This is a genomic window from Sphingomonas sp. LT1P40 (assembly GCF_036663835.1).
Taxonomy (GTDB): Bacteria; Pseudomonadota; Alphaproteobacteria; order Sphingomonadales; family Sphingomonadaceae; genus Sphingomonas.
In genome coordinates this window covers 1,525,987-1,551,870 of sequence record NZ_JAXOJT010000001.1, presented here as the reverse complement: position 1 = coordinate 1,551,870, position 25,884 = coordinate 1,525,987, and the positions used below count along the sequence as shown (strand labels likewise).

Here is a 25,884-nt window from a genome sequence, read left to right as displayed (position 1 = left end):
AAGGAGAGAAAGGGCATTCGCTCGACTTGAGGTGAGATACGATTGTAGGGGTGCTGCGCACCCGTTTGTGTTCGTTTGGAGAGAGCGATGCTGCTCGCGATTGATGCCGGCAACACCAATGTCGTCTTTGCCTTGCTGGAAGGGCGCGAAATCCGCGCGCGCTGGCGGATCGCGACCGATCCGCGGCGGACGGCGGATGAATATGCGGTGTGGCTAAGCCAGTTGCTGGCGCTGGAGGGGTTTGCCTTGTCGAGCGTCACGGGGGTCATCATCGGCACGGTGGTGCCGCGCGCGCTCCACAACCTCACCGTGCTCAGCCAGAAATACTTCAAGACTGACCCCGTTATCGCGGGCAAGGGCGGCTGGCCGATTGCGCTGGACGTCGAGGAGCCGGACACCGTGGGCGCAGACCGCGCGCTCAACGTGATGGCCGCCCACGCCAATCATCCCGGCGACCTCATCATCATCGATTTCGGCACCGCCGCAACCTTTGACGTCGCCGATTATACCGGGGCGTATAAGGGCGGGATCATCGCGCCGGGCATCAACCTGTCGCTCGACGCGCTGGTGACGGCGGCGGCGAAACTGCCGCGCATCGCGATCGAGGCACCGGTTAGCAAATCGGTGATCGGGCGTAATACGGTCGACCAGATGCATATCGGCATCTATTGGGGCTATATCGCGATGATCGAGGGGCTGGTCGCCCGCATGAAGGCGGAGATCGGTCGCCCGGTAAAGGTGATCGCAACCGGTGGTCTTGCCGTGCTGTTCGAAAAGAACACCGATATATTCGACACGATCGAGCCGGACCTGACCATTCAGGGGCTGGCGATGCTGTGGGAGCGGAGCCAGTCGGCCTGACCGCACCCACTATTTAATATGACTGGAACAATGTGACTCCCGGCAAAGAACTTCTCTTCCTCGCGCTCGGCGGTTCGGGCGAGATCGGCATGAACGTCAACCTCTATGGCTGTGACGGCAAATGGCTGATGGTCGATTGCGGCGTGATCTTCGGCAATCCCGATTATCCCGGCATCGACCTGATCCTCCCTGACCTTCAGTTCATCGAGGAGCGCATCGACGATCTGCTCGGCATCGTGCTGACGCACGGGCATGAGGATCATATCGGCGCACTGCCATACCTGATCGGCGACCTCGAAGTGCCGCTTTATGCCACGCCGTTCACCGCGGGCCTGATTCACGGCAAGCTGGACGAGGAAGGCATCGCCGACCGCGTCGAACTGAACGTGGTGCGCGAGGACGAATCCTATCAGATCGGCCCGTTCAAGATCAGCTATATGCCGCTGGCGCACTCGATTCCGGAGGGCAATGCCGTCGTGATCGAGACGCCCTATGGCAAGATATTCCACACCGGCGACTGGAAGATCGACGACACGCCGGTGATGGGATCGGCCTCGACCGCCGAGGAACTGACCGCGGTGGGCGACAGCGGCGTGCTGGCGATGGTGTGCGATTCGACCAATGTATTCAATCCCGAGGCTTCGGGGTCGGAGACCGACGTTCGCACCGGGCTGGACGAAGTGATCGGCGCGGCGAAGAATCGCGTGCTGGTGACGACCTTCGCGTCGAATGCGGCGCGGCTGCAAACGCTGGGGGAGGTCTGCAAGGACACCGGGCGCAAGATGTGCGTCGCGGGCCGCTCGCTCGACCGCATCCTGCGCGTGGCACAGGCGACCGGCTATCTGCGCAATTTCCCCGATATCGTCGATTTCGAGACAGCGATGAAGCTGCCGCGCAACAAGGTGATGATCGTCGCCACCGGCGGGCAGGGCGAGCCGCGTGCCGCGCTCGCGCGGATCGCCGACGAAACGCATCAGTTGAAGCTGGAATCGGGCGACACCGTCGTGTTTTCGTCCAAGCAGATTCCCGGCAACGAGATGGCGATCGGGCGGATCATGAACGTGCTGGCGGGCAAGGGCGTCGAGATGATCACCGACCGGCAGGCGTTCGTCCACGTCTCCGGCCATCCCGGGCGACCCGAACTGGCGGCGATGTATGGCTGGATTCGCCCCGAAATCCTGGTGCCGGTGCATGGCGAGATGCGCCATATCGCCGAACAGGCGCGCTTCGGCCTGGAACAGGGCGTGCCGCAGGCGGTGGTGCAGAATAACGGTGAGATCATCCGGCTTGCTCCCGGAAAACCGAAGAAGGTTGGCAATGCCGTTGCCGGGCGACTGGTGCTGGACGGCGACGTGATCCTGCCCGCCGACGGCTCCACCATGAACGAGCGGCGCAAGCTGGGGCTTTATGGCCAGATGTCGATTGCCGTGGCGATCAAGGCGAATGGCAAACTTGCCGGAACGCCGGAAATCCGCATTCAGGGCGTGCCGGTCGAGGAGGACCGCGAACCCTTCATCGAGGAAGCGGTGGAAGCCGTTTCCAAGGCTGTTTCGGACGCCAAGGGCCGCGATATCGACCGGCTGCGAGAAAGCGTGCGGCTGGCGGCGCGGCGCGTTGCGACGCGCTGGACCGGCAAGAAGCCGGTGGTCGATGTGATGCTGATCGAGGTTTGACGCGATGAGTTGGCCGAGCGCGCTGGCGATCTATTTCCTGTTCTGGTTCCTGGCGCTGTTCCTGGTGCTTCCTTTCTCCGCGCGGACCAGCGTGGAGGCGGGGGAGGCGCTGGTACCGGGGCAGGCGGAAAGCGCGCCGGTATCGTTTCCGGCGGGCAAGATCGTCATCCGCACGACGGTGGTTTCAGCGGTGCTGTTCGGGCTGTTCTACCTGAACTATGTCAACGGCTGGCTCACCGCTGATATGGTCGGTTATTAGCGGACCATTGGCTCGCCGGGCTTGAACCGGGCATTGTCGGCCTGTGCCTTGCTATAGGCGCGCTCCGCATCCGCTTCCTTGAACTGGGCGGACGCCTGGTCGAACGACTCCAGCGCCTGCCCCTGAATCCCGCTGAGATTGGCGGCGATATAGGCGGTCATCGCGTGCGATATCTTGGCCGTGTCGAAGGCGCGCCCGTCGAGACGCGAGTCGATCTGTTCGTTCATCGACGCGTGGCCGATCACCGCAAACTGATCCGATCCATGGATGGCAAAGCCCTTGCCCATCACCTTTTCAGCGTTGTCGGCCATTTCAAAGCTGGTTTTGACGCGAGTCTGTTTGTCGCCAGCGGGCGCGACCTCGACGGTGTATTTGCCGATCTGCTGACCCTTGGCGTGGAAGTACCATACCATCGATTTCTGGGGTTCGCCGCCGCGCGTGACCGATTCGTCGCGCGTGCCCGTGACCATCTTGTCGAAGAGCGAGGGGAGCGGCGTCGCCTCGACGATGCGATAGGTCTCTGCCAGCGGACGATCATAGGTTTCGCCGGACGATTGCAGCGGGCCGTGAAAGTAAATTCCCGCCGCCGCCGCCGTTGCTACGCCGCCGAACATCAGCTCCCGAATCATGTCGCGCCCCCAAAATGATTGCGGGAACGAAATATCCGGAACCCGTCAATCACGGACCAAAAGACGTGGCTAATGCGCGGTTAGCGTTAGTGCTTGTTCTGCGTCATCCGGTCGACCCAGGCGATGCCGATGGCCGATGCGATGAAGGACATGTGGATGATCGTCTGCCACATCACGCCGGTTTCGGTGACGCGTCCAGTTGGCGTGCCGATTGCCCCGGCTTCGATAAATGTGCGCAACAGGTGGATCGACGAGATGCCGATGATCGCCATCGCCAGCTTGACCTTCAGGATGCCCGAATTGACGTGGCTGAGCCATTCCGGGTTGTCCGGATGCCCCTCCAGCCGCAGGCGCGAGACGAAGGTCTCATAGCCGCCGACGATGACCATCACGAGCAGGTTGGAGATCATCACCACGTCGATCAGGCCGAGCACGACCAGCATGATTTGCTGCTCGGTGAACTCCCAGGCGTGCATGATCAGATGCCACAGCTCCTTGAGGAACAAATAGACATAGACGATCTGCGCGACGATCAGCCCGACATAGAGCGGCAGCTGAAGCCAGCGCGAGCTGAAGATCAGCATCGGCAGTGGCTTGAGCCGGACGGGGATGTCGGACGGATCGGAAGGATTCGGAATGCTCATGGTGCAGCGCAATACCGGCGCGACCGTGTCGTGAGCAAGTGCGGACTATAGCGCCAGTGCAAAGAAGCGGTTGAAGTCGGTCGGGCGGTACCCGGCGAAGGACGGGCAGGGGACGAAGCCGTAGCGCGCGTACAATGCGTGCGCCGCATCGAACGCGGGGCCGGTCCCGGTCTCCAGCTTCAGCGCGGTATAGCCCCGGTCGCGGGCCAGCGCGATGATGTGGCGCAGGATCGCCGTACCGACGCCGCGCCCCAATGCCGTCCCGGCAGTACGCATCGACTTGATTTCGCCCGTGTGCGCATCAAGCTCGCGGAGGGCTCCGATGCCGAGCAATGTCTCGCCCTCCCAGGCCGAGAGGAAGGTGATATCGGGCGTCTTCAGCCCCGACAGGTCGAAAAAATGACAACTGTCCGGCGGTGAATTGTCGAGCATGCCGCGCGCATGGATTTCGAGCAGGGCGATGATTTGCGGATCGTCCAGACCGCCCTCGCGGACGATCATCGCCGCGAAACGCCGAATCCGAAGTCAGCGGCGACCGCCTGGCCCCACTGATCAAGTGCGGGTTCGAAGCGCCATGCGCGCAGCCGTTCGCAGATGGCGAGGTCGAAGCTGTCCCGCTGGGTTGGCGCTGCGAGCGTGCAGGCACTGACCGAGCCGTCAGCCTCGACGCGGAGCCAGCCACTGGTGCCGCCGACGTCCGGGGGTAGACGGTCCTGTGGCGAAAAACCGATCGCGGCCTGATCGATCGGTTTGAGCGGCTTTGGCATGGGTCGCCAGGGCATCGGCACTGTCCCGCCGACGGTGTAGGTTCGGATACGGCCAGCGGTATAGCGTACCGCGATGTTCAGGGTGTCGCCGGTTCGCGTGCCCTCACGGGTCAGCGCCGGATGGAAGCGCAGATAGCGTTTCAGGTGCGGGCAGGCATGGGCATCGAACGCTGCGACGCCGCTTGGCTTCGTAACCTCGCACGTGCGGGGCCTGCCGGCGTCGTCGACGGCGAGGGTGACACCGACTTCCTGACTATGGTCTTCCGCCCCGACCGGAACGGGGAATGCGCCTTGCTGATAGGGGAAGTCGCGCCAGTTGATTTCGAGGCGGCGTATGCGATCGGGGTCCGCGTTGGCTGGCTGTCCGAGTTGCAGCCCGATCTGGGCCGTGCGCTGGTTGCCGTCCCTGCCGACCCATTGCTTCCCCAGCATGCGCATCGATGATGCTTGCGCCAATGCCGTAACTGGCAGGATCAGCACCAGCGATATGATCCCCCCGCGCATCGTTCAGATCTCGTCGATCATGCCCGCCAGCGTGTCGAGACACGCAGCGGCGAGCGCCTTGCACCGCTCCGGCGACCAGCCGAACTCAGCATCCGGGCTGGGATCGTGATCCTTGAATGGCATTTCCAGCGTCATTGCTACCGCGCCGAAGCGTTCGGCGAGCTGGTTGGTGGACATCGACAGATTGGCGGTGCCGGGCGCGGATTTCGGATAGCCCTGTTCGGTCTGGAACAGCGGCGTCGCGGCGGCGAGACGGCGGCCGTAATCGTAGAATTTCTCACCCAGCGCGTCGGTCCAGCGGGGAATGCCCTCAAACCCTGCGAGGAAGTTTGCCGGGATCGCTTCATCACCATGAATGTCCATGGCGAAATCGACGCCGGTTTCGTCCATCGCCGCGCGAACGTGCAGGACTTCGGGGCTCTGCTCCAGCGTTGGCGCATGCCATTCGCGGTTGAGGTTTATCCCGGCCGCATTGGTGCGCAGATGCCCGCGAAAACTCCCGTCCGGGTTCATATTCGGTACGATGTGGATCGTCGCCTTTTCGCGCAGCGCCATGGCAGTGGCGTCGGTTGGATCGGTCAGCTTCTCCAGCGCGCCCTCGGCCCACCATTCGGCCATCGATTCGCCGGGATGCTGGCGGGCATAGAGCCACACCTGCTTCTTGCCCGTCCCAAGCGTCAGAAGGTCGATCGCGCGCCCGTCCAGCGTCTGGCCGAGCTCGCGGTGCGTCACGCCCGGCTGTGCCGCCATGCGCGCGATCAGATCCTGATGCCGTTCCATGCTGTACGGCGCGAAATAGGCAAACCACGCGACATCGCCGTCGAATTCATGGCTGAAGCTGAGCACCCCGTCGGCATAATTGCTCTCGGTCAGCCGCCACGCTTCGCGGTCCGTGCTGACGCGCGCGCGATATCCCGGCCAGCCAAAGGTATAGGCGGCCTCGCCCGCATTGGTGATGCGAAAGGTCAGCCGTTTGCCACGCGCCCCGGCGACGCGGAAATGGAACCACTGTAAAAAATCGGACTGATGGTCGGCGACGATTTCCAGATCGACGGTGTCACCGTCGATCTGGAGGAGGCGAATGTTTCCGCTGTCGAACGCGGAATTGATCTGGATGCTCATTTCACCGTGATAGTGATCCCGGACTGCCCCGGAAAGCCCTTGAACAACGCGGCGGCGAGCTTGGTCGCGGTATCGGTCGGCTGCGATCCCGGTGCGTCGCCCAGTGATTCGGTGATCGCCTTGCCTTCCCAGATCACGGTATTGTCACCGCGCCGGCGAAGCTGCACGGCCAGTTCCGAGCCGTAGACGGTGCGCGTCTTGCCGCCAAGGCCGACGCTGGCACCCACGCCGCCGCCGACATTGCCGCCAAAGCCGCCACCGCCCAGCCCGATCGTGACCGGTGGGCGCGTGCGCACCTGACCGCGATCGGTGCGGCTGAAATCGACCGTGGCGATATAATCGGCGCTGGTCCCGGCTGCGGCGGGCGAGAAGCCCAATACGGCCATCTGCGACCCGACCGCGTCGGCATAAAGCTGATATTCGGGGCCGGCGACGCTATCCTTGGGCTGAATGCTGACGGCACCTGCCGGAATCGGCTGGGCCAGATGATAGCGGGTGACATCGACCGGGGCGCCACGACCGCCGGAGGTGGCACAGCCCGCCATGAGCGCGGCGGTAGCGGCGAGGGTAAGCAGGGCTCGGGTCTTCATCGGATAAATCCTCCTGGCGTTCGCAATGAACGGCCTGTCGTTAACAACATCGTTACGCGCGGGTCGGTTCCGTTGCCAAGCTTTCCTTGACTTCGCGGGGCGTGACATCTACGCGGCAGCCTCTTTTCCGACAGCTTAATAAGAGTATCGAGACCGGTCATGAAGATCGTCAACAGCCTGAAGTCGCTCAAGGGGCGCCACCGTGACAACCGCGTGATTCGCCGTCGTGGTCGCGTGTACGTCATCAACAAGACGCAGGGCCGCTTCAAAGCCCGCCAGGGCTGAAGCCAGCCATCCCCGTGGGATCGATTCGCGCCGCTATCTTCGATATCGGCAATGTCCTGTTCCACTGGCACCCGCGGTTTCTCTACGAGCGCCTGATCGGTGACGATCGGGCGCTCGAAGCGTTTCTGCGCGACGTCGTCACGGTCGAGTGGCATTTCCAGCATGACGCGGGCCGCGATTTCGCGGACACGTCGGCGGAACTGACGGCGCAATTTCCACGGCACGCCGACCTGATCGCCGCCTGGGGGCCGCGCTTCAACGAGAGCGTCGGCGATCCCGTTACGGGCATGCACGAGCTCGTAGCCGAACTTGATTCGCGCGGCGTTCCATTGTTTGCGATCACCAATTTCAGCCATGAATTCTTTCCGCCATTTCGCGCGGCATGGCCCGACCTGTTTGACCGCTTCCGCGATGTCGTGGTGTCGGGCGAGGAAAAGCTGCTGAAGCCCGATGCGGCGATCTACACCCTCGCATTGAATCGATTCGGACTGAGCGCGGAAGAGGCGATCTTCATCGACGACAACGCCGCCAATGTTGCTGGTGCGGAGGCGATGGGGATTCGGTCGGTATTGTTCATCGATGCTGAGAGCCTGCGAGCCGAACTGGCCGACGCAGGGCTGTTACCGGCCGACTAATTTCGCCCCTTCAACTCGTCGCCGACGATCGTCACGACGTGCAGCACGTTGGTCGATCCGGGCGTGCCGAACGGGACGCCGGCGCACACGATAACGCGGTCTCCCGCCTTTGCGACGCCGTGGCGCAGCGCCATGCGCTTGGCCTTGGCCACCATATCCTCGAACGAATCGACGTCGCGGGTATGGACGGCGTGGGTGCCCCATAACAGGCCCAGACGGCGGGCGGTTTCGTGCTTGGGCGTCAGCACCAGGATCGGCACGGCAGGCCGTTCGCGCGCGATGCGGCGGGCGGTGGAGCCGGACATGGTGAAGCACACGATCGCGCTTGCCGAAACCGTCGCCGCGATCGACTTGGCCGCTTCCGCCAGCGCGTCGGCGGTGGTCGGATCGGGCTTCATCACGGTGAAATGGACGCGGTCGCCATGCGCGGGATCGCGCTCCACCGCATCGGCGATGGCATCCATCATCGTGACCGATTCGATCGGCCATTGACCCGCCGCACTTTCGGCCGACAGCATGATCGCGTCGGCACCGTCATAGACGGCGGTGGCGACGTCGGAGACTTCGGCGCGGGTCGGCGAGGGTGAGGTAATCATCGATTCGAGCATCTGCGTCGCAACGATCACCGGGCGGCCCATGCGCCGCGCGGTCTCGACGATACGCTTCTGCATCGGCGGCAGATTCTGCGGCGGCAGTTCGACGCCCAGGTCGCCGCGCGCGACCATCACGCCGTCGCACGCCTCGATAATCTCCTCCAGCCGGGTGACCGCACTGGGCTTCTCGATCTTGGCCAGCAATGCCGCGCCGCCGCCGATCAACCGCCGTGCTTCGGCAAGATCCTCGGGCCGCTGGACAAAGGACAGGGCGATCCAGTCGACCTTCTGTGCGACGGCAAAGGCGAGGTCGCTGCGATCCTTCTCCGTCAGCGCCGCCATCGGCAGCACCATGTCGGGAACGTTCAGCCCCTTGGAATTGGACAGCATGCCGCCGACCTCGACGCGGGTGACGATGCGGTCGCCGTCATAACCCGTCACGCGCAGCACCATCTTGCCATCGTCGAGCAACAGCCGCGCCCCGTCGGTCACCGCCTCGAAAATCTCGCGATGGGGCAGTTCGACACGGGTCGCATCGCCGGGGGTCTTGTCGCGGTCGAGGATGAAGGTGGTGCCGGTTTCGAGCATCACCTTGCCCTCGACGAACTTGCCGACGCGGAGCTTGGGACCTTGAAGGTCGGCGAGAATCGTCATTGGGCGACCGGTGGTTTTTTCCAGCGCGCGGATCGCCGCAATCACCGGGATTTTAGATTCCTGATCGCCATGGCTCATATTGATGCGAAACGCGTCGGCCCCCGCCGCATGCAGCGCCGCGATCATCTCGGGCGAATTGCTGGCGGGGCCTAGAGTCGCCAGCACGCGCACCTTTCGTGAACGCGGGGGCATTGCCTTGGTCATCGCCGGTCTCTCCTTGTGCCGCCCGTTCCCTAACGCCAAATGAAGTTCATTCAACCGTGGAGGCGAGAAAGTGACAACGCTGGACAGAATCGACGACCGGATTGCCGCCGAAGCGTTCCGCCGGCTGGTACGGCATTTGCGCCATCGCACCGATGCGGAGAATATCGAGCTGATGGGTCTGGCGGGGTTTTGCCGCAACTGTCTGTCCGACTGGGTCGAGGAAGCCAGCCGGGGCCAACTGAGCAAGGATGACGCGCGCGAAGCGGTGTACGGCATGCCCTATGCCGCGTGGAAGGCGCAGCATCAGGGCAAGGCGACGCCCGAGCAGATCGAGCGGATGAATGCGAGCGTCGCGCGCAACAAGCGCGAGGCGGACCTGGACGATGCGCTGGACGACAGCTTTCCCGCGAGCGACCCGCCGTCGATGAGCGAGCCGGGGCGGTGACCATGTTCTTCGCGCTGGCGCTGGTCGCCACTCCGCAGGTTGCAAGCCCGCCCGATTCGTACACGCCGGGGCGCGAGATCGTCGCCGATATCGGCAAGATCGTGACACCGACCGGCGTGCAGGAGACGTTCGAGGTCACGCTGGGTGGCGCGCGGCAGGTGGTGAATGTCCGCGGCGCGGACCGCGACAATCCGATCCTGTTGTTCATCCATGGCGGGCCGGGCGCGGTGGAAATGCCGATCGCCTGGGCGTTCCAGCGGCCGTGGGAGGATTATTTCACGGTCGTGCAATGGGACCAGCGCGGGGCGGGGCGGTCCTATCCGCTAAACGACCCGGTGGCGCTCGCGCCGACGCTGACGCCGGAGCGCTACCGCGACGATGCGATCGAGCTGATCGACCGGTTGCGCGCGAAATACGGCAAGCGGAAGGTCTTCGTGCTGGGTCATAGCTGGGGGTCGATCGTCGGGCTGGCGGTGGCGGCGAAGCGGCCCGATCTGCTCCACGCCTATATCGGCATGGGCCAGATCATCGATGCGAAGGAGAATGAGCGCGTCGGCATGGCGTGGACCATCGCCCGCGCGCGAGCCGAGGGTAATGCAGAGGCTGTGCGCGAGGTGGAGGCGCTCAAGCCCTATCCCGATACAGGCGGTTTCACGATCGAGAAGGCCGATGGGTGGCGCAAATGGGCGATCGGCTATGGATCGCTGGCGGCGTATCGCAAGGATGCGAATTTCTATCTCCGCGCGCCGCGCTTGTCGCCCGAATATACCGCCGCCGATCGCAAGGCGTGGGGCGATGGCAGCCTGTATTCGGTAAAGACATTGTGGCCGCGTCTGGCGGATTTGAGTTTTAACCGCACGCGGCGGATTGCGACGCCGGTGTTCATGTTCCTCGGCCGCCACGATTATACGACACCGTCGTCGATTACCGCCCAGTGGATGGCACGGCTGTCGGCCACGAAAAAGCGCGTGACGTGGTTCGAGCATTCCGCGCATCTCCCGATGATCGAGGAGCCGGGGCGGGTATTCGCGGCGCTGATCGAACAGGTGCGGCCACTCGCGGCGGCGGAGAGCAGAAAATGATGGCGGCGGACTTCGCACCTGCCTAGCTTCCCGCAAAAGGGGAGCCTGATCCATGCGCCGAATCGCCGCCGTTACCGCCCTGTTGCTTGCCGCCACGCCACTCGCTGCGCAGACCGCCGCGCCGAAGGTCCAGTTCATCCATGCCGGCGCGTTGCTGGCGAAACCGGGCGAAGCGCCGCGTGGCGCAAGCACGATCATCGTGCGCGACGGCAAGATCGCCGAGATCCGCGACGGCCATGTCGCGCCCGAAAGCGGGGCCACGCTGATCGACCTGAAGGACCGGTTCGTGCTGCCGGGGCTGGTCGATATGCATGTCCATCTGTGGGGCATCGGCGGCGATCCGCTGCGTGACCGGCTGACCGCACTCAACCGCGACGATGCCGACGACATGATGTACGCGGTCGGCAATGCGCGCGTGACGCTGGAGGCGGGGTTCACCACCGTCCGCGATCTGGGCGGCAGCGCGAGGGGCATGCGAGCACTGCGTGAGGGCGTGGAGCGCGGCGACATCGCCGGGCCGACCATCGTCAATGCGGGCAGTTCGATCTCGGTCTCGGGCGGGCATGCCGATGGCACCAATGGCGCGGCGGAGGTGTTCGCGGACGCGATCCACAAGCACCAGATCAATACGTGCGACGGACCCGACGATTGCCGCCGCGCGGTGCGGCAACAGATCGCGCTGGGCGCGCAGGTCATCAAATATATGTCGACCGGCGGCGTGCTCTCCAACGTGTCGGGCGGGCTGGGCCGCGCGATGACCGACGAGGAAATGAAGGCGATCATCGACACCGCGCACGGCCTTGGCCGCAAGGTGGCGACGCACAGCCACGCGGCGGCGGGGACCAAGGCGGCGGTGGCTGCGGGGGTCGATACCGTGGACCACGGATCATTCCTCGACGATGAGGCGATCCGGATGATGAAGGCCAACGGCACCTGGCTGGTCCCGACGATGATGGCCCCCGCTGCGGCGCTGCAACAGGCGCGCGCCGGGCTGTTGCCGCCCGCCGTGATTCCGAAGGCGGAGGAAGCGGCGGCGGCGGCGTTCGCCAGCCATTCAAAGGCCTATGCGGCGGGCGTGAAGGTCGCGTTCGGCACCGATACTGGCGTGTCGAAGCATGGCGACAACGCGCAGGAATTCGCGCTGATGGTGAAAGCCGGAATGACCCCCGCAATGGCGCTGAAGGCAGCGACGGTGAACGCCGCCGAGGCACTGGGGCGCTCGGCGGCGATTGGGTCGATCGAGCCGGGCAAGGACGCCGACATCATCGCCGTGTCCGGCAGCCCGCTGGAGGATGTTCGCCGCATGGAAAAAGTCGATTTCGTGATGCGCCATGGCGTGGTGCACAAGGCGGCGGGCAAGCGGCAGGGGTTTCCGGCAGAGTAGGGGCCTTCGCGTGATGATTTCACACTGATTTCTCGTCACCCCGGGCTTGACCCGGGGTCCCGCTTCTTCGGGCAATCGCCATTAGCCGGCCCCGGGTCAAGCCCGGGGTGACGGGGTTGGTTCAAGATGAAGTCATTTGCGCTAGCGCTTCAGTTGAAGCTGCGACGTCTCCCACGCCAGCCGAACATGGACCGCAAAGGCGGGGGCCAGCCGCTTCATCTCACGCTGTGCCTCACCCCCGAAATCCGGGAATGAGCGTGCGCGTTCGAGACTGGCGTCGGTGACGAGCCGGATCTGGCGCAGCGCCGCCGGAATGTCGCGTTCGACATTATAGACGATCAGCGCCAGGATGAACTCGGCCTCGATCCGCTCGCTATGTGCCGGGGCGAGCGCGGCGCGGATCGCGGGGATGGCGCGCAGGACCAGCGGGCGCGGGTCTTCCTCGCCGGTCATCGAGACGGTGACGGCGAGCATCAGCGCGGCACGGGCGGCACCGGCGCTTTGCGGTCCGGCGGTCTCGTCGAACGCGCGCATCGCGGTGCGCAGGTAATGCGCGGCATCCTTGAACCGGTTCTGTTGCATCACATTCTCGCCCAGCTCCAGATAGGCGGTCGCGGTTTCGGGATGCTGGATATATTGCGCCGCCTGAATCGCGATCAGCGCAGGACGGCGGACCTGCTCGGCCTCTGACAATCGCCCCAGCCGCTCGAGCAGCCGGGCATAGGCGATATTGGCGCGCGCGGTTTCCAGATGCTTGTCGCCGAAGCGCCTAGTGCGCAGCGCGACCGCCTGTCCGGTCAGCGCCAGTGCATCCTCCAGCGGCACGATCGCCGCGATGTCGAGATAGGCGGTGGCCACACGCGCCTCGCCCGCTTTGGCTGTCAGCAGGCGGGCGAGCACATCGCGGGCAATCGGCTCGGCCTCACGCTTGCGGTCGGCGCGGACGAGGAAGCGGGCATAGCGTGAATCCGCTTCGATTTCCGCAGCCGGGTCGCGGCGCAGGATCGGACGGGCTTCGCCGTAGAGCTTTTCGGCATCGGCATAAGCGGTGCGCGCGGCAAGCATGTCGGCAAGGTCCAGCTTGATCGCGGCGGTCAGCGGATGTGCATCGCCATACACGCGCTGCGCCTCGACCAGTACTGGGCGGATCGCCGCTTCGCCCGCTGCTACCCCCTCGGCCCCGGCAGTGCCCACGGCGGCGGACGCGGCGGCGCGGATGCGCGCGTCGCGATTGGCGGGGCCGTCGCCGTAACTTTGGCGGATGCTGGTGGCGCGTGCAAAGGAATCGGCGGCCGCGCGGTGATAGCCGCGTGACGCATCGGCCATGCCCTGCGCCTCCGAGGCTATCGCCTGATCGATCCACAGCCGTTTCCATGTCGCAGTGGCGCGGGCATAGGCCGCCTTGTCCGCTGTCGTCGCGTCCGGCCGCTGCGCCTTCGACTGGGCGGAAATATAGATGTCGTCGGCGGCGGCCCACACATCCTGCACATCACCACGCGCAGCATTTGCGATCTTCTCCGCCTCCGCGCCCTCTCCATCCTCCCGCAGCGCGGCGGACAGCGCGAGTTGCAGGTTGAAACAGCGATCGGCGGGTTCGGCGATGCCTTTGCATTTGGTCAGCGCCGCCTTGAGTTGCGCGGTGCTGGCGGCGCGCGGGGCGGGCAGGCGCTCCGCCGCGAAGGTCGGAACACCGAAGGTCAGCAGAAGGGCCAGCACGCGCATCGGGCTGGAAGCTAGCATGCCGCCGTCCCGGTGCCAGCGACAAAAACTGACGCAGTCAGCCGCAGGACGGGCAGCCGGGGTCCTTGGGCAGGGTCAATGTCCGGAAACGCAGCGCCAGCGTGTCGGCGATCAGCAATTTGCCCGCGCTGTCCTCACCAAACGGCACCATGCTGCGGATCACCTCGAGCGCGGCGAGGCTGCCGATCACGCCGGTCAGCGCGCCCAGCACGCCCTGTTCGGCGCAATTGATGTCGGGCGTCTCGGGATTCGCACCGACGAAGCAGCGGTAACAGGGCTTGTCCGCCTCCCAGCCACGAAACACGCCCAACTGCCCCTCGAACTGGCCGACGGCAGCCGCGATCAGCGGGATGTGGAGCGCGAGCGCCGTGTCGGCGACAGTGAGCCGGGTCAGGAAATTATCGGTTCCGTCGAGGACCGCGTCGTGTCCGCCAAGCAAGCCGGCGGCATTAGAGGCGTCGATCCGGAGGGTTTGCACGTCGATGGCGATGTGCGGATTGAGGCGGTGAAGCGCGATCGCTGCGGCGGCGGCCTTGGGCTGCCGGGCATCGTCGGTATCGAACAAGGTCTGGCGTTGCAGGTTCGACAGATCGACATGGTCGTCATCGATGATCGTCAGATGGCCGACTCCCGCCGCTGCCAGATATTGCAGCGCGGGCGAGCCGATCCCGCCTGCCCCGATCACCGCGACCCGCGCCGCCTTCAACCGCAACTGCCCTGCGCCGCCAATCTCTTTGAGCACGATATGGCGGGCGTAACGTTCCAGCTCCGCGTCGCCCAAAAACACGTCAGGCCGCGTCATTTCGCCCAGACGAAGGTGACGGTCGCGCGATACCATTGCTCCGCGCCGCCGCTGCGTGCGTTGAGGTTGTTGCGCGCGAAGCTGCTGACTAGCCCCGCCGCATATTGCTCCACCGTCGGACAGCCGATCGCGCGCGGGACTGAGGTGCGCACGCCGTCTTCCGGGCTGACCAGCACCGCAACCTCGACGCGCACCGCCGGACGGCCATCGACCAGGCGGCGAGCGCGACATTTGCGCGCGCGCACCTGCCCCTGCACCCAGCTGTGCATCGGTGCGGTCATCTGGGGCGATTGCCGGTAGGGCAGGTCGGGCAGCGTCGCCCAGTCGATCGTGGTTATGGCCGGTGGCACGGGCGCGGGCGAGTCCTGCGGGACGAGCGCAACCAGCAGCAAAGGAAAGGCCGCCCCCAGCATTATCGCCCCGTCGATCCGAACCCGCCGCCACCGCGCGCCGTATCGTCGAGCGCCGCGACCTCCTCGAACACTGCGCGCTGGACGGCGGCGGGAACGAGCTGTGCGATCCGTTCTCCGCGCGCGATGGTGAAGGGGGCGTCACCAAGGTTGGCAAGGATCACCTTAACCTCGCCGCGATAGTCGCTGTCGATCGTGCCGGGCGTATTGAGACAGGTGATGCCGTGTTTCAGCGCAAGGCCGGAGCGCGGTCGGACCTGCACCTCATACCCCTCCGGAATGGCGATGGCGAAACCGGTGGCGACGGCGTGGCGCGCGCCGGGGGCGAAGACATGATCCTCCGCCGCGACGACATCCATCCCCGCTGCACCGGGGGTGGCATAGGCGGGCAGTGGGAGGCCGGCGCCATGGGGGAGGCGGGTCAGCCGGATATTGATGGCGGCGGTCATTTCGACTTCCGGGGAAGGGCTGCGGCGAGACGTTTCGTCGCCTCGATCACTTGCGGATCGTCGAGCACCGGGGTCGAGCGGTTGGCCAGAATCCGAAAATCGGTAGCGATCCCCCGCAGGCTCAGCGCTTCGGCGTAGCTGCGCGAAAAGCGCGGGGGGACGACGACGTCATTCGCGCCGACCAGCAACGCAACACGCGTCTCGGGCGCGACGCCGCCAACGGTCTGCAACGGGTCGAGACTCTGGATCGGTCCTCGCCACTGCGGATCGGCCGGTTCGCGCGCCGCCCGATATCGCCGCCATTCGGGCAGGGCACAGGCGCAGGAAACAAGCACCATGCCATCGATCAACCCCGACCGGAGGCCCGCCAGATTGGCCACGATCACCGCACCGCCGCCCTCGCCGATCGCAACGACACGCGCTCCGCGATAACGCGCGCGCAACGCCGCGATGGCATCTCCGACTGCAATCACGCGCTCAGACGTGAAATTGTCGCCGCTGCCAGTGCCCCGGGTGCCGGGCGATGCGTTGCCTGCGCCATCGGCAAATCCCGGGCGCAACAGGCGGACAACCGCGCCGCCGGGTTCAGCGGCTGCCAACGCTCGTGCAAAAACGCTGGTATCGATGCTGGTGCGCACGCCATCGCCATGCACCACGACGAACAGCGTGGCGGCATCGCGCGGCTTTGCGCCGAACGCCTGCGTGAACAATGCGGGCGCGGGCGGTGTCGCCGCGCTCATCGCGCAGCCTGCGAGCAGCAACGGCAGCAACAGCAGACTAAAGCGCATCGGCAATCCGCTGCGCCAGCCGGCGCGCGACCTGATCCTTGGGCAGGCGTTCCCAGCTTTCGGTGCCGGTCGCGGTGACGATATGGACGGTGTTCGCATCTCCGCCCATCACATCGCCCGAAACATCGTTGGCGACAATCCAGTCTGCCCCCTTGCGCGCGCGTTTCGCGGTGGCGTGTTCGACGACCCGTTCGGTTTCGGCGGCAAAACCGATGACCAGCGCGGGGCGTCGCGGGCTGTGGGCAAGGGTAGCAAGAATGTCCGGGTTCTCCGTAAGGGTCAGCGACGGCGCGGCGTCGCCCTTTTTGATCTTCTGACCGGCGGTATCGGCACTGCGCCAGTCGGCGACGGCGGCGACCATGATTGCGGCGTCGGCGGGCAGGGCGGCATCGACGGCGGCCGCCATTTCGCGCGCGGTCTCCACATCGATGCGCGTGACCCGCGGCGGGGTGGGCAGGGTGACCGGCCCAGCGACCAGCGTGACGCGCGCGCCAAGATCGGCCAGCGCCTCGGCAATCTCGAAACCCTGTTTGCCCGACGAACGATTGGCGATGTAGCGGACCGGGTCGATCGGCTCATGCGTCGGCCCGGCGGTGATGAGAATATGCTTGCCCGCGAGTGGCCCGGATGCCGGAGCCAACGCCGATTCGATTGCCGCCAGGATCGCGGCGGGTTCGGGCAATCGACCGGAGCCATATTCGCCGCACGCCATCGGCCCTTCGTCCGGCTCCAACACCGTGACCCCATCGCCGCGCAACGTTGCGACGTTGCGCATCGTCGCTGCGTGCTGCCACATCCGCACGTTCATCGCGGGGGCGGCCAGCACCGGCTTGTCGGTGGCGAGCAACAGCGTGGTGGCGAGATCGTCGGCAATCCCCGCGGCCATCTTCGCCATCAGATCGGCGGTGGCGGGGGCGACGACGATCAGATCGGCGTTCCGGCTGAGCTGGATATGCCCCATCTCGGCCTCATCCTTCAGGTCCCACAGCGTCGTATAGACCTGATTCTCCGACAGCGCCGCCAGCGTCATCGGCGTCACGAAATGGGTGCCGCCAGCGGTCAGGACACAGGTCACGTCGATCCCGGCCTTGCGGGCGAGGCGGATCAATTCGCACGCCTTATAGGCCGCGATGCCGCCGCCGACGATGAGCAGGATGCGCTTCATTGCCCGATCCTCTGCACCCGCACGCGCCGCCTGTCGAGGGCGCGGGCCCACAGATCGCGCAGGCCGTCGGGGGCGAAGGCGAGGCCGATCAGGAAGGTGGGGGCGATCAGCAGCCCCCAGTAAAAGGTGTCGAGCCGCGCGAAGAGGCTGATGACGACGGCATAGCTTGCGAACAGCGCGGCGGCGCGCAGCCCCAGCGGATCGCGCCAGCTGGCCCAGCCGAACAGCGCGAGCACGACTAGCACGGCGGCGGCAATCATCGGTACCAGCTGAAGCCCGGTGGCGAGCGTCATCGCCCGGACGAACAGGCCGAAGCCGTGCATTCCGGCCCAGCCGGGCGAGGCGGCGTCGAGCGGGCCGGTGACGCCGTGGACGGCAACGGCGTGTGCGATCAGGGCGAGGCCGAACACGCCGAGCGCCGTTGCCCAGCCCGCCGCCTCCCGCCGATTGCCCTCGGCCAAGGCGATGGCGGCCATCAGCACGACATAGAGCGCGGCGGTTTCGCGGATCAGCATGGCGATACAGGCGATCGCTGTCGCCTCGACCCAGCGGCCCGGGCGACGCAGTGCGAGGCTGAGCGCGACGAGCAGCCCCGCCCAGATTTCGTGGAACGCGATCAGCGCGGGTTGGACGAAGGCGAGCATGCCGGCCGCGAGCAGGAACAGCGCGAGGATGCGCGCCGGGACGCTGGCCAGCGCTTCGCGCATTCGGCGATACCAGAAAAAGGCGACGGCTGCGGCGAGGGCGTAGAGCAGCGCGAGCGTCGCCGTGTCGGGCAGCGCGCCCTGCACCACGGCGAGGCCGGGGAGGCGAAAGGTCAGGAACGGGCGCAACGGATAGCTGCCCGTGCGCAGCGCATCGGCGGCGGCGCGGTAATAATCCTCGCCATGCGCGACCGCATCGACGATCGATTCATAGACCGCGATATCGGTTTGACGGCTGGCACCCGCACCGGCGTCCTCGGGTGCGGGTACCGGCACGCCAAGCACGGTAAGTGACAGCATCAACATCGCTACGAGAACGCCAAGCACGATGCGCGCCTGTCCCCGTGGCAACGCGGCAAAGCGGCTGGGGGCGGCAAGCCAGAGCGGAGACCGGGTCATCGGGGCAAGTTCCTACCGCACCGGATCATGGCTGTCAGGTGAGCAACAGGGTAATGGCGACCCCCACACCCGCCGCCAGCAACGCCACTGCGAAATAGCGCCAGCCCCCGCCAACCCGGACGACCTGGATCTCGCGCAACGGTGGGGCCGGGGGCGCGCCGCCGGGATCGGGGAAATGACGTTCGATGTTACGGATCAGCTTGGGCAGGCGGGCAAGCGTTTGGATATCCTCGACCAACCGGTCGGCGATGAATGCCTCCGGCCCCAATTCGGTACGAATCCATTCGCGCACGAACGGCGCGGCGGATTCCCACAAATTGATGTCGGGGTTCAGCCGCGTCGCCACGCCCTCCACCATCACCATCGTCTTTTGCAACAGCAACAGATGCGGCTGCGTCTGCATGTCGAAATCGCGGGTGATGTTGAACAGGCTGTCCAGCATCATGCCGACCGACATGTCCTTGACCGGCAGCCCGCGCATCGGCTCACCGACCGCGCGCAGCGCGGTAGCGAACTCGGCAACATTGTGATGCGCGGGGACATAGCCCGCTTCGAAATGGATTTCGGCGACGCGGCGGTAATTGCCCGTGATGAGGCCGTACAAAATCTCGGCCAGCCACACGCGTGCGCGTCGGTCGATGCGGCCCATGATACCGAAATCGATCGCGGCAATGCGGTCGCCCGGCAGCGCAAACAGATTGCCCTGATGCATGTCGGCGTGGAAGAAGCCCTCCGAAATCGCCTGACGCAAAAACGCCCGGACCAGTGTGTGGCCGAGCTTTTCGGTATCGTAACCGGCGGCGATCAGCGCGGCGCGGTCGGACAGCTTGATGCCGTCGATCCATTCCAGCGTCAGCACCCGGCCCGTGGTTCGTTGCCAGTCGATCGTCGGGATGGTGAAATCGGGTTCGGCCTCCATCGCTTCGGCCAGTTCGGAGGCGGACGCGGCTTCGCGGCGCAGGTCGAGCTCGCGCGCGGTCCAGCGTTTGAAGGTTTCGATGACGAGACGGGGGCGCAGGCGTGCGACTTCGCCGCCCTGTCCCTCAAGCTGGGCGGCTGCCCATTCATAGGTGTCGATGGCGCGGGCGAACTCCGCCTCGATCCCCGGACGCAGCACCTTCACCGCGACGCGTTTGCCGTCGAGTGTGGTGGCGCGGTGGACTTGCGCGATCGAGGCGGCGCCGATCGGCACTTCCTCGATCTCCGAGTACAGTTCCTCCAGCGGGCGACCGAAGCTGGCCTCCATCGCGGCACGGATGATCGGGAAGGGGACGGGTGGCAGTGCGTCCTGCAACCGCATCAGGTCGTGCGTCGCGGCCTCGCCGATCAAGTCGGCGCGAGTGGCGAGGGTCTGGCCCAGTTTGATCGCGGCCGGACCGATCGCCTGCAACGCATCGGCATAGCGCGGAACTTTGGGCACACGCGCGCCGAACCGCGCGATGCGCGCAAGGCGGCGCACGGCGGGCGGCGTGTTGCGATCACGCTCGATTCCGCGCAGCGCCCCGTGACGCGCCAGCGTGCGGCCCCATTTGAGCAGCCGCCAGACATGAGTGACGGAAGCGGTCAAATCTTCCAGCCGCTGTGAATCGCCACCAGGCCGCCCAGCATCGGCTCGACCCGCGTCTGCGCGAACCCCGCGTCTTTGATCATCCCCTCGAAGGTCGGCATGTTGGGGAAGCGACGGATCGATTCGATCAGGTAGCGATAGCTGTCCTCGTCATTGGCCAGGAGCTTGCCGAGCTTGGGGACGATATGGTGCGAATAGGCGTCATAAACATTAGCGAAACCGGGCCACAATGTGGTCGAGAACTCCAGCACATAGAAGCGCCCGCCGCGCTTCAGCACGCGATGCGCCTCGCGCAACGCTTTTGGGATGTCAGTGACATTCCGGATGCCGAAGGCGATCGTGTAGGCGTCGAAGAAGCGGTCGGGAAACTGGAGCGCCTCCGCATTCGCTTCGCTCCAGACGAGGCCGTCGATGCCGCGTTTCGCCGCGCGCTCGATGCCGACCGCCAGCATTTCCGGATTGATGTCGGCAACCGTGATGGCCGCCCCCGAATCAGCCATACGGAATGCGATGTCGCCCGTGCCGCCCGCCATATCGAGGATCGTCTCGCCCTCACGCGGTTTCACGCGGCGGACGAACACGTCCTTCCACACGCGGTGGAGGCCGCCCGACATGGCGTCGTTCATCACGTCATAGCTGGATGCGACGCTGGAGAAGACGCCGCCGACGCGGGCGGTCTTGTCCTCGGGGGCGATGTCTTCATAGCCGAAGGAGACGGTGGAGGTCATGGGCGTGGCTCTAGCCAAGGCTTGTGGTGGGAGCAAACGCAACATAGCTGATCCGCATGCCTGAACTACCCGAAGTCGAGACGACCGTGCGCGGTCTGGCCCCGGTGCTGAAGGGGCGGCGGATCGTGCGGGTGACGCTGCGCCGCGCCGACCTGCGCCGCGCGTTTCCACAGGATCTGGGGCAGTGCCTGACCGGTGCCACGGTGACGGCGCTGGGACGGCGCGCGAAATATGGGCTAATCGACACCGATCGCGGCGACACGATGATCTTTCATCTGGGCATGTCGGGACGATGGCGAGTCGATCCCTCGGAGATACTGCCGCACGATCATCTGATTCTTGAAACTGATGAGGGGCGGGTACTGGCGCTGAACGACGCGCGGCGATTCGGATCGGTCGATCTGGTGCCAACGGCGGATATCGATGATTGGCCCGCGTTCAGGGCGCTGGGGCCGGAGCCATTGGGGCCGGATTTCACGGCGGACCATCTAAAGCGCGTGCTGGCGGGGCGAATCGCCTCGATCAAATTGCTGCTGCTCGATCAGCGCGTGGTGGCGGGCCTCGGCAATATCTATGTGTGCGAGGCGCTGTACGAATCGCGCATTTCGCCGAAGCGGGCGGGGGGCAGCGTTACGAAACCGCGCTTGAAGCGGCTGGTGGCGGCGGTGCACGACGTGCTGGACGCGGCCATCGAAGCGGGGGGATCGAGCTTGCGTGATTATGCGCGGCCTGACGGCGAGCTGGGGTACTTCTCCAAACAGTTCAAAGTCTATGGGCGCGAGGAGCAACCGTGCGAATGTGGCGGCACCGTCGAGCGCTATGCCGAGGGCGGCAGGTCGACTTTCTGGTGTCCGAAATGCCAGCGTTAGGTTGACCGAATCGCTCACTCCCGCTAAGGGCCGCGCTTTCCCGAGGCTTGGAACCTGTTTCCGCGCCTCCATTCGCATCGAAAACAGGAACGACGATACATGGCGAACACGCCGCAAGCCAAGAAGCGCATCCGTCGCAATGCCGCCCGCACCGAAGTGAACGGTGCGCGCACCGGCCGCATCCGCACCTTCGTCAAGAAGGCCGAGAGCGCGATCGAATCGGGCGACAAGTCGGCCGCCGAATCGGCGCTGAAGGCGATGCAGCCGGAGCTGGCACGTGGTGTGGCCAAGGGCGTGGTTCACAAGAACACCGCCGCGCGCAAGTTTTCGCGTCTGACGAAGCGGCTCGCCGCAATCGCCTGAATCAACGCAATTTCGGGTATTTGAAAGCCCCGCTGGCGACTGCTGGCGGGGTTTTTCGTATTTAATCAGTAGCTTGGTTAAAGTGAAATTCGGTAAGCCGCAGAAGAGCACGAGTCGCGCCGTCACGCATTTGTAACGATCCAAAAAAATCGTTTTGAAACAATTTGTTAAGGCCGTTTCGACGGTTTTCCGGGCGGCATGCGAGTCAACCCTACTTATTTCAGATTCTTTACACGCTGCCCTCTTGCCCGACTCCAAAAAGCGTCCCTAAAACGAACTCCCCGCCGCGCGATTCTCGCACGCGGGTTCAGTTGAAGGTCATGGGCCAGGACGGATGCGATTCCGCCTGTGGCATGCTTTTGCCTGAGAGAGTTGGCGCCCGTGCGCGGGCCTTGGAGGGGGCGACAAGGGATGGATCAAGCCAAGGCCTGGACACGCGTGAGAGGCAATCTGCGGATGTCCGCAGGCCAGCGCCTGTTCGACCAGTGGCTGAAGCCCATCGTCCTGATCGAAGGCGGCGAGCTGGACACGATTCGCCTGGGCCTTCCTTCTGCCTTCATGACCAATTGGGTGAAGAGCCACTACGCCGAACGCCTGTTGATGGAGTTCCGCGCGCTGATCCCCGAGGTCCGCACGGTCTCGATCGAAACCAGCGACGCGCGCGCCGCGCGTGAACTGGCGGCGGAAGCACCCGAGCCGGTCGCGGCCGCCCCGGCGGCGGTATCGACCGAGCGTCCGCGTTTCGATTCGCGCTTCATCTTCGACCGGTTCGTTACCGATACCTCCAACCGCGTGGCGTTCAACGCCGCCAAGGCGCTGGCCGAGCCGGGCAAGCCGCGCTTCAGTCCGCTCTATCTCCATAGCGCGACCGGGCAGGGCAAGACCCATTTGATGCACGCGATCGGCCACGCATTCCTTGACGCGATGCCCGAAGCCAGCGCGATCTACATGCCCGCCGAGCGTTTCATGTTTGAGTTCGTGAAGGCGGTGCGCGAGCGGGACACCTATAGCTTCAAGGCGCGGCTGCGCGGCGTCGACTTGTTGATGATCGACGACCTCCAGTTCATCGCGGGCAAGGAATCGACGCAGGAAGAGTTCTTCCACACCGTCGACGAGTTCATGCGTGAGGGCAAAAGGCTGGTGATCGCCGCCGATCGCTGCCCGCAGGCACTCGAAGGGATCGAAGCGCGGCTGGCATCGCGGCTGGGTTCGGGTCTCGCTGCCGATATCAAGCCCGCCGAGCTGGGCCTGCGCCGCACGATCCTCGACCGCAAGCTTGAGGATATGCCCGGAGCATCAGTGCCACCCGACGTGCTCGACCTGCTCGCCGGACGCATCAGCAGCAGCATCCGCGAGCTGGAAGGCGCGCTCAACCGCCTCGTCGCCTATTCGCAGCTGAACGGCGAGCCGGTGACGATCGCTTTTGCCGAGTCGGTGCTGGGCGATGCCCTGCGCGGCAGCCAGCGCCGCGTCACGATCGACGAGATCCAGAAGGCGGTGTCGAGCCACTTCGACGTCAAGCAGCTCGACCTGGTGTCACAGCGCCGCGCCGTTGCAATCGCCCGCCCGCGCCAGATCGCGATGTACCTCGCCAAGCGCCTAACCACGCGCTCGCTGCCTGAAATCGGCCGCAAGTTCGGCAACCGCGATCATTCGACCGTCATCCACGCCGTCCGCCGCATCGAGGAACTGCGCGGCGTCGACAGCGAAATCGACGGCGCTGTCCGCAGCCTGATGCGGCAGCTCGAGAACTGAGACAGCTCCCCTTGAGGGGGGAGCCGGGGTGGGGGTGTTTCCCCCCGGATCTACGCGCTCCCACCCCAAGTCGTTTGGTGCGGTCTCAACGCGGCAATTCGTCCAGAAACGCCGCCACGTCCGCCAGACTGACATTCTTGTCCAGATACGTCTGCCCGATCCCGTGCGCGAGCAGGAAGGGTAGGGTGCCGGCATCCATCTTCTTGTCATGCAGCATATGCTCGACCAGTCGCGCGCCGCTGGCCGTGATACCGGCGCTGGCGAGGTCGTGGGGCAGCCCCACGGTATTCAGATGCGCGGCGACGCGGTCGGCATCGGCCTGCGGACAAAACCCCTGGCGCGCGGAAAAGGCAAAGGCCAGCGCCATGCCCGCCGCGACGCCCTCGCCATGGAGCAAAGCGTCGGAAAAGCCGGTCTCGGCTTCCAGCGCATGCCCGAACGTATGGCCAAGGTTGAGTAGCGCGCGCGCACCGGTGGTCTCGCGCTCGTCCTCCGCCACGATCCGCGCCTTCGCTGCGACCGAATGCGCGATGGCGTAAGCGCGCGCGTCGCGGTCGCCTGCGAGCAGCGCGGCGGCATTGTCCTCGCACCACGCAAAGAAATCCGGATCGTCGATCAGTCCGTATTTGACGACTTCGGCATAGCCCGCGCGCACCTGCCGCAGCGGGAGCGTGTCGAGCAGATCGGGGTCGATCAGCACCAATGCGGGCTGATGAAACGCGCCGATCAGGTTCTTGCCCGCCCTCGCGTTGATCGCCGTCTTGCCGCCGACCGACGAATCGACCTGCGCCAGCAAGGTCGTTGGAACCTGCACGAAATTGCAGCCGCGCTTCAGGATCGCCGTGGCGAACCCGACAAGATCGCCAATGACGCCGCCGCCCAGCGCAACGACATGGTCGCCGCGTTCGATTCCCAGATCGAGCAGCCGGTCGAGCAAAGCTTCGAGCTGCGCCCAGCTTTTGGTGCCTTCCCCCGCGGGCAGAACAAGCGTCTCGCTACGCAAACCGGCAGCAGCCAGCACGCTCGCCAAAACCTCCGCATGCCGCGCGACATTGGCGTCGGTGACGATCACGAACGGCCGCTTGCGCGCGAGCGGGGCGATATGCTCGGCTGCGCGGCCGATCAGCCCGCTTTCGATTCGCACGTCATAACTGCGCGCGCCGAGCGCGACGGACACGATTGTCACAGGTTCAGGGCTTCCAGGATGGCGTTGACGGTCGCGTCGTGCGGCGCGACCTTGCTGATGACATGCACCGGCGCGAGCGCATAGACGGGGTTGCGGACGGCGGCGAGTTCGCTGAGCACTTTCAACGGATCCTTGCCGCGCAACAATGGACGATGGTCGCGTTTGGATACCCGTTCGGCCAGCACTTCCGGCGCCGCGTCGAGCCACACCGCGATCGACTGGTCGAGGATCAGTGCGCGGGTATCGGCATTCAGGAACGCACCGCCGCCGGTGGCGATCACCTTGGGCACGCCGTCGATCAGCCGCGCGATCACGCGGCGTTCGCCGTCGCGGAAATGCGGTTCGCCGAAACGCTCGAAAATCTCCGCAACGGTCATGCCCGCCGCCGTCTCGATCTCCGCATCGGCATCGACGAACGGCAAATGCAGGCGCTGCGCCAGGCGGCGACCGACCGTCGTCTTGCCCACGCCCATCAGCCCGATCAGCACGATCGGACGCGATGTCGCGCGGGGCGGAGGAACCGGATCGGGAGCCTGTGTTTGCAGCATGGTCGCGGGGGCTATACAGCGAGGGCCGCGCTCGGGCAAAAGGCCTGACGTCTGTGCACCAAACCGATTTGTGGGGGTCG

The 25,884-nt window shown here is 65.3% G+C and carries 29 protein-coding genes; 11 read left to right on the top strand and 18 right to left on the bottom strand.

All coding sequences use genetic code 11. The features are described 5' to 3' along the window. Positions 1-87 precede the first annotated feature (87 nt). From U1702_RS07695 to U1702_RS07685, 3 genes are read left to right on the top strand one after another with little or no spacing between them, the layout of a single operon-like run. Positions 88-861: a type III pantothenate kinase gene (locus U1702_RS07695; protein ID WP_332723433.1), complete on the top strand. Its 774-nt coding sequence runs from the start codon at positions 88-90 to the stop codon at positions 859-861. A 32-nt stretch (positions 862-893) separates the two neighbouring features. Next, positions 894-2,534 carry a ribonuclease J gene (locus U1702_RS07690; RefSeq protein WP_332723432.1) on the top strand — a complete coding sequence of 547 codons (1,641 nt, stop codon included), beginning with the start codon at positions 894-896 and terminating at the stop codon, positions 2,532-2,534. 4 nt (positions 2,535-2,538) lie between these two features. Beyond that, positions 2,539-2,793, top strand: coding sequence for a DUF1467 family protein (locus tag U1702_RS07685; RefSeq protein ID WP_332723431.1), 255 nt, complete (start codon positions 2,539-2,541; stop codon positions 2,791-2,793). Here the strand turns inward: U1702_RS07685 and U1702_RS07680 are convergent. The 6 genes from U1702_RS07680 to U1702_RS07655 all read right to left on the bottom strand — a co-directional run bounded on the left by U1702_RS07680 (position 2,790) and on the right by U1702_RS07655 (position 7,049). Further along, positions 2,790-3,422 carry a hypothetical protein gene (locus U1702_RS07680; RefSeq protein ID WP_332723430.1) on the bottom strand — a complete coding sequence of 211 codons (633 nt, stop codon included), beginning with the start codon at positions 3,420-3,422 and terminating at the stop codon, positions 2,790-2,792. The two genes, U1702_RS07685 and U1702_RS07680, sit on opposite strands and share 4 nt — an antisense overlap. Before the next feature lie 86 nt (positions 3,423-3,508). Next, the gene (locus tag U1702_RS07675; protein ID WP_332723429.1) at positions 3,509-4,066 is read right to left on the bottom strand and encodes a TIGR00645 family protein; all 558 of its coding nucleotides are present in this window, start codon (positions 4,064-4,066) and stop codon (positions 3,509-3,511) included. A gap of 45 nt (positions 4,067-4,111) precedes the next feature. Then, positions 4,112-4,567, bottom strand: coding sequence for a GNAT family N-acetyltransferase (locus tag U1702_RS07670; protein ID WP_332723428.1), 456 nt, complete (start codon positions 4,565-4,567; stop codon positions 4,112-4,114). Next, a complete protein-coding gene (locus tag U1702_RS07665; RefSeq protein WP_332723427.1) occupies positions 4,564-5,337 on the bottom strand; it encodes an energy transducer TonB in 774 nt (257 codons plus the stop codon). Before U1702_RS07665 ends, U1702_RS07670 begins: the two co-directional genes overlap by 4 nt. A 3-nt stretch (positions 5,338-5,340) precedes the next feature. Next, positions 5,341-6,459 carry a M14 family metallopeptidase gene (locus U1702_RS07660; RefSeq protein WP_332723426.1) on the bottom strand — a complete coding sequence of 373 codons (1,119 nt, stop codon included), beginning with the start codon at positions 6,457-6,459 and terminating at the stop codon, positions 5,341-5,343. Next, positions 6,456-7,049 (bottom strand): DUF4136 domain-containing protein, encoded by a 594-nt coding sequence (locus U1702_RS07655; RefSeq protein WP_332723425.1) that lies wholly within the window; start codon positions 7,047-7,049, stop codon positions 6,456-6,458. The genes U1702_RS07660 and U1702_RS07655 overlap by 4 nt, the downstream gene beginning before the upstream one ends. Positions 7,050-7,208: 159 nt before the next feature. Here U1702_RS07655 and ykgO point away from each other — a divergent pair, with 159 nt between their 5' ends. Together ykgO and U1702_RS07645 are read left to right on the top strand one after the other, a co-directional pair. After that, entirely contained in the window at positions 7,209-7,334 is a 126-nt protein-coding gene (ykgO, locus tag U1702_RS07650; protein ID WP_254294489.1) for a type B 50S ribosomal protein L36, read from the top strand. 8 nt (positions 7,335-7,342) lie between these two features. Next, entirely contained in the window at positions 7,343-7,969 is a 627-nt protein-coding gene (locus U1702_RS07645) for an HAD family hydrolase (protein WP_443026832.1), read from the top strand. Here the strand turns inward: U1702_RS07645 and pyk are convergent. Beyond that, positions 7,966-9,420 carry a pyruvate kinase gene (pyk, locus tag U1702_RS07640; protein ID WP_332723423.1) on the bottom strand — a complete coding sequence of 485 codons (1,455 nt, stop codon included), beginning with the start codon at positions 9,418-9,420 and terminating at the stop codon, positions 7,966-7,968. The two genes, U1702_RS07645 and pyk, sit on opposite strands and share 4 nt — an antisense overlap. Positions 9,421-9,490: 70 nt before the next feature. Between pyk and U1702_RS07635 the strand changes: the two genes are divergently transcribed. From U1702_RS07635 to U1702_RS07625, 3 genes are read left to right on the top strand one after another with little or no spacing between them, the layout of a single operon-like run. Next, positions 9,491-9,865 (top strand): DUF1244 domain-containing protein, encoded by a 375-nt coding sequence (locus U1702_RS07635; RefSeq protein ID WP_332723422.1) that lies wholly within the window; start codon positions 9,491-9,493, stop codon positions 9,863-9,865. Between the two features lie 2 nt (positions 9,866-9,867). Then, the gene (locus tag U1702_RS07630; protein ID WP_332724637.1) at positions 9,868-10,947 is read left to right on the top strand and encodes an alpha/beta fold hydrolase; all 1,080 of its coding nucleotides are present in this window, start codon (positions 9,868-9,870) and stop codon (positions 10,945-10,947) included. A 52-nt stretch (positions 10,948-10,999) separates the two neighbouring features. Continuing rightward, on the top strand, positions 11,000-12,331 hold the full coding sequence (locus tag U1702_RS07625) for a metal-dependent hydrolase family protein (RefSeq protein ID WP_332723421.1): 1,332 nt from the start codon (positions 11,000-11,002) through the stop codon (positions 12,329-12,331). 141 nt (positions 12,332-12,472) lie between these two features. Here U1702_RS07625 and U1702_RS07620 read toward each other — a convergent pair whose 3' ends face one another. From U1702_RS07620 to U1702_RS07580, 9 genes are read right to left on the bottom strand one after another with little or no spacing between them, the layout of a single operon-like run. Beyond that, a complete protein-coding gene (locus U1702_RS07620; RefSeq protein ID WP_332723420.1) occupies positions 12,473-14,053 on the bottom strand; it encodes a tetratricopeptide repeat-containing protein in 1,581 nt (526 codons plus the stop codon). A gap of 55 nt (positions 14,054-14,108) precedes the next feature. Beyond that, a complete protein-coding gene (locus U1702_RS07615) occupies positions 14,109-14,858 on the bottom strand; it encodes a HesA/MoeB/ThiF family protein (protein ID WP_332724635.1) in 750 nt (249 codons plus the stop codon). Between the two features lie 11 nt (positions 14,859-14,869). Beyond that, positions 14,870-15,286 carry a hypothetical protein gene (locus tag U1702_RS07610; RefSeq protein WP_332723419.1) on the bottom strand — a complete coding sequence of 139 codons (417 nt, stop codon included), beginning with the start codon at positions 15,284-15,286 and terminating at the stop codon, positions 14,870-14,872. Next, positions 15,286-15,732, bottom strand: a complete 447-nt coding sequence (dut, locus tag U1702_RS07605) for a dUTP diphosphatase (protein ID WP_332723418.1) — start codon at positions 15,730-15,732, stop codon at positions 15,286-15,288. Before dut ends, U1702_RS07610 begins: the two co-directional genes overlap by 1 nt. Further along, positions 15,729-16,520, bottom strand: a complete 792-nt coding sequence (locus U1702_RS07600) for an alpha/beta hydrolase family protein (RefSeq protein WP_332723417.1) — start codon at positions 16,518-16,520, stop codon at positions 15,729-15,731. The genes dut and U1702_RS07600 overlap by 4 nt, the downstream gene beginning before the upstream one ends. Beyond that, positions 16,510-17,685 carry a bifunctional phosphopantothenoylcysteine decarboxylase/phosphopantothenate--cysteine ligase CoaBC gene (gene coaBC, locus U1702_RS07595; RefSeq protein ID WP_332723416.1) on the bottom strand — a complete coding sequence of 392 codons (1,176 nt, stop codon included), beginning with the start codon at positions 17,683-17,685 and terminating at the stop codon, positions 16,510-16,512. The genes U1702_RS07600 and coaBC overlap by 11 nt, the downstream gene beginning before the upstream one ends. Continuing rightward, the gene (locus tag U1702_RS07590; protein ID WP_332723415.1) at positions 17,682-18,788 is read right to left on the bottom strand and encodes a hypothetical protein; all 1,107 of its coding nucleotides are present in this window, start codon (positions 18,786-18,788) and stop codon (positions 17,682-17,684) included. The genes coaBC and U1702_RS07590 overlap by 4 nt, the downstream gene beginning before the upstream one ends. Positions 18,789-18,822: 34 nt before the next feature. Continuing rightward, positions 18,823-20,355 carry a 2-polyprenylphenol 6-hydroxylase gene (gene ubiB / locus U1702_RS07585; protein ID WP_332723414.1) on the bottom strand — a complete coding sequence of 511 codons (1,533 nt, stop codon included), beginning with the start codon at positions 20,353-20,355 and terminating at the stop codon, positions 18,823-18,825. Next, positions 20,352-21,083, bottom strand: a complete 732-nt coding sequence (locus tag U1702_RS07580) for a class I SAM-dependent methyltransferase (RefSeq protein WP_332723413.1) — start codon at positions 21,081-21,083, stop codon at positions 20,352-20,354. Before U1702_RS07580 ends, ubiB begins: the two co-directional genes overlap by 4 nt. Before the next feature lie 56 nt (positions 21,084-21,139). Between U1702_RS07580 and mutM the strand changes: the two genes are divergently transcribed. The 3 genes from mutM to dnaA all read left to right on the top strand — a co-directional run bounded on the left by mutM (position 21,140) and on the right by dnaA (position 24,070). Beyond that, complete coding sequence (mutM, locus tag U1702_RS07575; RefSeq protein WP_332723412.1) at positions 21,140-21,952, top strand: bifunctional DNA-formamidopyrimidine glycosylase/DNA-(apurinic or apyrimidinic site) lyase; 813 nt, start codon at positions 21,140-21,142, stop codon at positions 21,950-21,952. A 99-nt stretch (positions 21,953-22,051) separates the two neighbouring features. After that, positions 22,052-22,315, top strand: a complete 264-nt coding sequence (gene rpsT / locus U1702_RS07570; protein ID WP_332723411.1) for a 30S ribosomal protein S20 — start codon at positions 22,052-22,054, stop codon at positions 22,313-22,315. A 411-nt stretch (positions 22,316-22,726) separates the two neighbouring features. Further along, positions 22,727-24,070, top strand: coding sequence for a chromosomal replication initiator protein DnaA (gene dnaA, locus U1702_RS07565; protein ID WP_332723410.1), 1,344 nt, complete (start codon positions 22,727-22,729; stop codon positions 24,068-24,070). An 85-nt stretch (positions 24,071-24,155) separates the two neighbouring features. Here the strand turns inward: dnaA and aroB are convergent, their stop codons facing one another. Then, positions 24,156-25,256, bottom strand: a complete 1,101-nt coding sequence (aroB, locus tag U1702_RS07560; protein ID WP_332723409.1) for a 3-dehydroquinate synthase — start codon at positions 25,254-25,256, stop codon at positions 24,156-24,158. Then, a complete protein-coding gene (locus tag U1702_RS07555; RefSeq protein WP_332723408.1) occupies positions 25,253-25,804 on the bottom strand; it encodes a shikimate kinase in 552 nt (183 codons plus the stop codon). The genes aroB and U1702_RS07555 overlap by 4 nt, the downstream gene beginning before the upstream one ends. Between the last annotated feature and the right edge of the window lie 80 nt (positions 25,805-25,884).